The following is a 6401-nucleotide window of genomic DNA, read 5'->3' on the forward strand; positions in this document are numbered from 1 at the left end:
CGTACGAGAAGGAACTGGGTGTGCTCACAGCGTGGTTCTCGAACGCGGCCTCCGTGATTGTGCGAACAGGCGACAAGGTGCGACCGGGGCAGAAGCAGATCGTCACGGTGCGGCCGGACGATCTAAGTCTTGAAGCAGCCGAGGGTGAGAAGCGCATTCTTGGCTTTAGGACCGGCAGGGCAGAGTTGCCGGAGCCGTTTTTTTACGTCCGGCGCGGCGAAGGCAATTCGGAAGATGGCGCGAGTGAATCGGTCCTGCCTGTCTCGCAGATCCCAGCTCACGGCGGCGAGGATCGCGTCGCGCAATTCCTAAACGAGGCATGACGCCCCTGAAGCGCTGCTAATCCGTCGTTGATCCCGCCTGTCAAGTTGGGCGCGTGCTGGCGGCCTCCTGCAAGCGCGTGCCGTGCGTTGGCATGAAGATGAAGTCGCAGAGCGACCGGGTCGTGAAGGCCCGCGCCATGGTGATGGAATTGCTCGTCACCGATCAGCTGGCCCGCGAGACCTCCCACGATCCGGACTCGCATTTCTAGCATCAGGCCGACCACGTGGAGATCGCCGAGAGCCGCTTCCCGGCCGCCGAGCGCTGGGCGCCCGACGCAGTCCCTGGCCACTCGAGACACGCTGCGGTGCCGTGAGCGTCAAGCTACGCTCCGACTGCGGCGTGCTGGCGGGCACGATCTTCATTCCCTTCTGTTCGGAAGCCGTCGCCAACCTGCTGACCAACCCGGCGCTCGATCCGATGGGTAACATCCGGGAGTTCAAGTTCTGCGCAGCCCGCGTCACGCCGGCGATGCCGGCCAAGATCTCCGCGGAGTAGGCAGCGAACAGCAAGACACGCCAAGGATCGGTGATCCGCGGCGTGCCATCCCCGGCGAGGCGAGATGCCGGTCTCCGGAGTAGCGCAGTTCCCCTCTCGGCCGCACTGGCAGCGCCCCCATGCGCGCCTAAGACCGCCCGCAAAGGCGCTGCTGATATCGGGCCAGTCTCACCCTAACGCGCGTCGCGGGACATGTCGTAGGACACCCCAAGCTGTTCCACCGCTCGGAGTTTGCTCGGGGCAGCCGCTCAGTCGCACTCCGGTGAGGTCTGAAGCGATGCTCCGGCCAAACCGCCGTCGACATCCAGCGGGCCCTGGAAAGAGGGCCTCAGAACAACGTCCTTGAGAACCGTCTCCAGACCACCCCGCTTATTGAGGTCCTTCACGGCACGGACGAGCAGACTAGCTAGGGGCGTCATGGCCCCGCCCTCGGCCCAGAGCAGGCCTACCTGCCGGCTCACCACGGGATTAATGAGTTGAAGCGCTTTCGTGCCGCGGGGCAGCCCAGGCACACGGGTGAAATGCGCCGGGATGATCGTGCACAGGCCGCCGAACTGCACCTGAAACACTAGGTGCATAATGGACTCCGCCTCGACTCGGGCCGCAGGGTGGCAGCCGAGACTCACAAAGATGCTGTCGACAAAGCGGCGCTCGGGCAAAGCTGGCTGCAGCAGCGCGAGTGGCAGCTCGGCCGCTTCCCGCCATGGGATACTGGTCCGGTCAGCAAACTCCGTCACGTCAGGCACCAAAAGACCGAGCTTCTCGGTGCAAACCTTCAAGGTTTTGCAATGCCCGAATTCGGCTGTGTCAAGATGAGCGAAGGCTACGTCGAGGGAAGATTTGTTCAGCCCCAACTTCCCGCCACCGTTGCCGATGGAGCGCACATCCATGATCATGTCTGGGTGCTCTGCGCGAACCCGCTGGAGCAGGGCCGGCAGGACCGGTGACATCGAGGGTGTCACTCCCACTCGAAGGGGTCGAGATTGGGCGCTATATGTAGCAATCTCGTCGTGCATCGCCTTGCAGTCAGCAACCGCCTGGCGGGCCCATTTGACAGTTGTTTTCCCCTCAGGGGTCAGCCCGTGAACACGGCAGCCTCTCCCGCGCAAGAAGATCTGGACGCCGAGCTCGGCCTCCAGGTGCTTGATGCCGACAGAGAGACTCGGTTGAGTGACCTTGCAACGAGTGGCAGCCCGCCCGAAATGCTCCTCCTCGACCACCGCGAGCAGATACTCGAATTGGCGCAAAAACATCGCCGGCCCCGTTTTGCAGGCATGGCGTGGACACGAGTCCGGGACAGCCCTGGCCGGGCGGTAGCAAAGGTGCAGGCAGAGCGGAGGAAGCTAAGCGTGCGGCCCACTCAGGACCGCCCGATAGCCTGAGCGAACCCGGGCCCTACCGAGCTAACAAGATGGCTTCGCCCAGGGGCAATAGCTAATTCAAAATCTTTATCTCACGATAGACCGAACTAAGGCAACTTCAGCGCCGATGGTAAGCCGGGGATCTATTCGGCCGCGGCTAACCCGCACTGAGCTCTGTACCTTGGACGCCGGGAACGAGTGCCTTGCCCCCCAGTTTGGCTTTCTGAGCCCCTTTGTAAGGAAACCGCTATGGCTGAGAAAGACCTCAAGGCTCTGTTCCTGCATCAGCTGAAAGACATCTACTTCGCCGAGAACGCCATCCTCAAGGCCATGCCGAAGATGATGGAGGCTGCGCGTTCCGGCGACCTTAAAGTCGCGCTCGGCGTCCACCAGAAGGAGACCGAGGGGCAAGTGAGGCGCCTTGAAAGGGTGTTCCAGGCTCTTGGCGAGAAGCCCGATGGCGTCGAGTGCAAAGCCATTCAGGGCATCATTGACGAGGGTGAGGAGATGATGGAGGAGTTTGGCGGCGGCAGTGCGGGCGACGCGGGGATCATCGCGGCGGCCCAGGCGGTGGAGCATTATGAGATCACCCGCTACGGCACTCTAATCGCCTGGGCCAAGCAGCTTGGGCAGAGCGAAGCGGAGAGCCTCTTCAAGGAGACGCTCGCCGAGGAGGAGAACACGGACGGAGTCCTGTCAGACCTCGCCGAGGAAGCCATCAATCCGGCAGCAGCTTAGCTGTCTGGACACGAGATCTGATTGGCATCTGCAATCACTTGGAGCGCTCTGGCGACGGTTCGGGCGTCGGAGGGCTAGGATGGCATTCGCGCAGGTCAGCACCAGGTGGGAGCCTCGTCTGCACGCGCTAAAAGGCGGTCAAGTGGGCCGTGCTGAGGTCGCAGGGCACGAGTGCCAAATCTTGGTGACTGTAGACTGTGATGCCAGCACCCGCCTATAGATGCCTTCAATCATGCTGCTGGCCTTCGGGCCATCGGGGCGGGTCACGCGGTCCTTCGCTCCGTGCATGCGGCGCCCGTCCGACGGCAATAGTGAAGCACCGGCCGAGCTCGCTGAGCAGCCTGCAGGATTCGGAGGGCCGGTCTGGTGAACGCCTTCTGCAGGAATGCAACGCTGAACCGTCAGCTCTGCTGCCCTCCAGCGAATTTTGTCGCGCATTCCCGTGCGAACGCGGCGGCTTTCCAGAGGATCTCGCCTCTGTTCGAGCCACTTCACCTCACGCCTGCGACGCCGGGCCTTGCTCAGGCTTCCGGGCCGTCAGCGCCCCGGCCATACCTCCTGTGGATTGCTCGTTGTGCCTTTCGCTCCACTGACCAAGCTTGATCCCAGGTTCCATTGCTATCTACGAGGAATGATTGCAGCTCTCGAGGCCTTGCCGGACCGTTGCCGCCGAGTACCCCTGCGTAGAACCCCGCCGGTATTGTCCCTCGGCAATGTGTCGGCCTCAGGAACGCCTGAGTGCCTTACGACCATCATTCCAGAGAGGAAGCGGCTCATCCCACATGCACCAGCACCAGCACGAACAAGGCGATGAAAACCGTCTCGGCCACCATAAGAGCCATGGCACGATGGCCCACTTTGGCGAGGGCAGCCAGTGAGGTCTTGGCGCCGAGTGCCGCAATCGCAATTACGATACACCACCGAGACAGATCACTGAGTGCGGACTGAACGGCCGGCGGAATGAGGTGAAAGCTGTTAAGCAGCACAATGCCGATGAACGCCAGAAGGAAACCCGGAACGAGCGCCGGGGGCTTTCCGGCCGGCCCAGCCTCAGGCTCGACCTGGCGCGCAAGTACAGAGATGGAGAGAACGGCAGGAACAAGGAGAGCAACACGGAGCAGCTTGATGATCGTGGCCACATCACCCGTTTCGGGCGAGACACTGTAGCCAGCACCAACTACTTGTGCCACATCGTGGATAGTTCCGCCGAGGAACACTCCCGCATCTGCGTGCGAAAAGTGGAACATCCGGCTGACGACCGGGTAGAGCACCATCGCGATGGTGCTCAACGTCGTCACTGCGATGATGGTAAAGACGGTATCGCGTTCGTGCATTTCATGACGCGGTAACACGGCGGCGATTGCCGCGGCTGCAGACGCGCCGCAGATCGCCACTGCACCGGCGGTGAGAACACCAAATTGCGTCTTGAGGCCGAGCAGCCTGGCGGCCACCATGCCAAAGCCAATGGTGAGCGCAACAGCAGCGGCTACGCCAACGAGCGTCGACCAGCCAAGACCCAACACTTGCTCGGCTGTGATCCGAGCGCCCAACGCAGCCACACCTATCCGAAGGATCGAGCGCGATGAAAACGCCACGCCGGGCGCGAGGCGAGACTCAGTCGAGATGAAGTTAAACGCCATCCCCAGGAGAAGCGCGAAGAGAACGGTCGGCCCTCCATAGGCACCCGATACAAAGGTCGCAGCCATGCCAATGGTGATGCTGAAAAGGATCCCCGGAAAATATGCTGAGGCTTTTTGCAGCCCCTTCAGGTTTCTCAGCCCGTTCAAGGCAGAGTGGCGTGCGAGGCTTGACATTGAAGGTTCCTTTCGGCCGAGGCTGAACTAGCAAAAAGTCTCGATAAGTGGCCTCTTTTCTCCAGGTTAATGCTGCACCGGAACCTCAGCGCTTGCGGTAGATTGCTAAATGAGATCACCCCTTATCTGCGAGCAAGTGGGTCCGAAGCGATATAACTTGAATCAAAGTTGCTGAACTTGTGGGAGTGCGAGCTTCAGTAGGCGGCCTGAGAGTCCACACCGGCAATCCATGCCTGCACGGACTTGGCGATGAACTACGGATCGTTGATGGCACAGCGGGTACAGTTGCGCAGCGCACATTGTGTCTATTCTACGCTGGCCGGAGTACTCACGGAACTCAATCAGACCGCTAAGCGAGATTGGTCTGCTTTCGCTGTGCATGCTCGGAGGAACCAGCTTAGTCGTCTTTTTTCGAATATATAACGCCGGACCTGAGCGGCGAAGCCGATCGCCGCTCAGGTATGTGTTGCGCTAGGCCTGTTGTTGCGGTCGCATATCGGACCGATTGATCCCTGCAACGCTCACCGGCTTCTTCATCGCGTCCCGCCTGAAGGGCTCGCCGAGCTCCTGGTTCAGGACGACCTCGATGAAGGTCGTGATCCCGCGTCCCTGGTCCTCGGCGGCGGTCCGCACGGCGGCGGTCAGGTCGTCCTGCGTCTCCACCGTGACGCCCTTGAAGCCGCAGCCTTCCGCGATCTTGGCATAGCTCAGCTTCGGGTCGAGCTCGGTGCCGACGAAGTTGTTGTCGTACCAGAGGGTCGTGTTGCGCTTCTCCGCACCCCATTGGAAGTTGCGGAAGACCACCATGGTGATGGCGGGCCACTGCTCGCGGCCGATCGAGCTCATCTCGTTCATGGAGATCCCGAAGGCGCCGTCGCCCGCGAAGCCGAAGACCGGCACGTCGGGGCAGCCGATCTTGGCTCCGATGATCGAGGGGAAGCCGTAGCCGCACGGTCCGAACATGCCCGGCGCGAGGTATTTCCGGCTCTTCTCGAAGGTCGGGTAGGCGTTGCCGATGGCGCAGTTGTTGCCGATGTCGGTCGAGATGATGGCGTCCTGCGGCAGCCCGGCCTGGATCGCCCGCCAGGCCTGGCGCGGCGACATGCGATCCTTGTCGCGCTCCCGCGCTTCAACGTTCCAGCTTGTTCCCTCATCGTCCTCTTCATGATCGAGGGAAGAGAGCGTCTGCAGCCAAGCGGACTTGGTCCGGTGAATCAGGGCCTTGCGCTCCTCGCGTCCCGGGTTGCCGGCCCCTTCGGCGAGCTGTTCGAGCAATTGGCGGGCGACCTGCTTGGCATCGCCGCAGATGCCGACCGTGATCGTCTTGGTGAGGCCGATGCGGTCGGGGTTGATGTCGACCTGGATGATCTTGGCGTTCTTGGGCCAGTAGTCGATCCCGTAGCCCGGCAGCGTCGAGAACGGGTTGAGGCGGGTGCCGAGCGCCAGCACGACGTCGGCCTGCGCGATCAGCTCCATCGCGGCCTTGGAGCCGTTGTAGCCGAGGGGTCCGACGGCGAGCGGGTGGCTTCCCGGGAAGGCGTCATTGTGCTGGTAGCCGGAGCAGACGGGTGCATCGAGCCGCTCGGCCAGCGCCGCGGATTCCGCGACGGCATCGCCGATGACGACGCCGGCCCCGTTCAGGATCACCGGGAAGCTCGCGTTCGACAAA

The 6401-nt window shown here is 62.2% G+C and carries 5 protein-coding genes and 2 pseudogenes; 4 read left to right on the forward strand and 3 right to left on the reverse strand.

Annotated elements, in window-relative coordinates; all coding sequences use genetic code 11:
• From WDW90_RS33615 to WDW90_RS33625, 3 genes and pseudogenes are all read left to right on the forward strand, one after another.
• Positions 1-323: pseudogene (locus WDW90_RS33615) on the forward strand (hypothetical protein); the annotation flags it as partial.
• Positions 324-373: 50 nt separating this feature from the next.
• A pseudogene (locus tag WDW90_RS33620) lies at positions 374-598 on the forward strand (hypothetical protein); the annotation flags it as partial.
• 35 nt (positions 599-633) lie between these two features.
• Positions 634-819 (forward strand): hypothetical protein, encoded by a 186-nt coding sequence (locus tag WDW90_RS33625; RefSeq protein WP_336492023.1) that lies wholly within the window; start codon positions 634-636, stop codon positions 817-819.
• A 248-nt stretch (positions 820-1067) separates the two neighbouring features.
• On the opposite strand, the gene WDW90_RS33630 is transcribed toward WDW90_RS33625, so the two are convergent.
• Positions 1068-2072, reverse strand: coding sequence for a LysR family transcriptional regulator (locus WDW90_RS33630; RefSeq protein WP_336492025.1), 1005 nt, complete (start codon positions 2070-2072; stop codon positions 1068-1070).
• Positions 2073-2429: 357 nt separating this feature from the next.
• Here WDW90_RS33630 and WDW90_RS33635 point away from each other — a divergent pair, with 357 nt between their 5' ends.
• Positions 2430-2918 (forward strand): YciE/YciF ferroxidase family protein, encoded by a 489-nt coding sequence (locus WDW90_RS33635; protein WP_336492027.1) that lies wholly within the window; start codon positions 2430-2432, stop codon positions 2916-2918.
• A gap of 773 nt (positions 2919-3691) precedes the next feature.
• On the opposite strand, the gene WDW90_RS33640 is transcribed toward WDW90_RS33635, so the two are convergent.
• Positions 3692-4732 (reverse strand): YeiH family protein, encoded by a 1041-nt coding sequence (locus WDW90_RS33640; RefSeq protein WP_336492028.1) that lies wholly within the window; start codon positions 4730-4732, stop codon positions 3692-3694.
• A gap of 471 nt (positions 4733-5203) precedes the next feature.
• A partial coding sequence (locus WDW90_RS33645; protein ID WP_336492029.1) for a sulfoacetaldehyde acetyltransferase occupies positions 5204-6401 on the reverse strand: 1198 nt, incomplete at its 5' end.

The sequence above is a fragment of the Methylobacterium nigriterrae genome, assembly GCF_037106235.1.
In the GTDB taxonomy this organism is placed as follows: Bacteria; Pseudomonadota; Alphaproteobacteria; order Rhizobiales; family Beijerinckiaceae; genus Methylobacterium; species Methylobacterium nigriterrae.

Excerpts from the sequence above, each read along its gene's own strand:
- WDW90_RS33630 (WP_336492025.1), bottom strand. The coding sequence starts at position 2,072 with ATGTTTTTGCGCCAATTCGAGTATCTGCTCGCGGTGGTCGAGGAGGAG.
- WDW90_RS33635 (WP_336492027.1), top strand. The coding sequence starts at position 2,430 with ATGGCTGAGAAAGACCTCAAGGCTCTGTTCCTGCATCAGCTGAAAGAC.
- WDW90_RS33640 (WP_336492028.1), bottom strand. The coding sequence starts at position 4,732 with ATGTCAAGCCTCGCACGCCACTCTGCCTTGAACGGGCTGAGAAACCTG.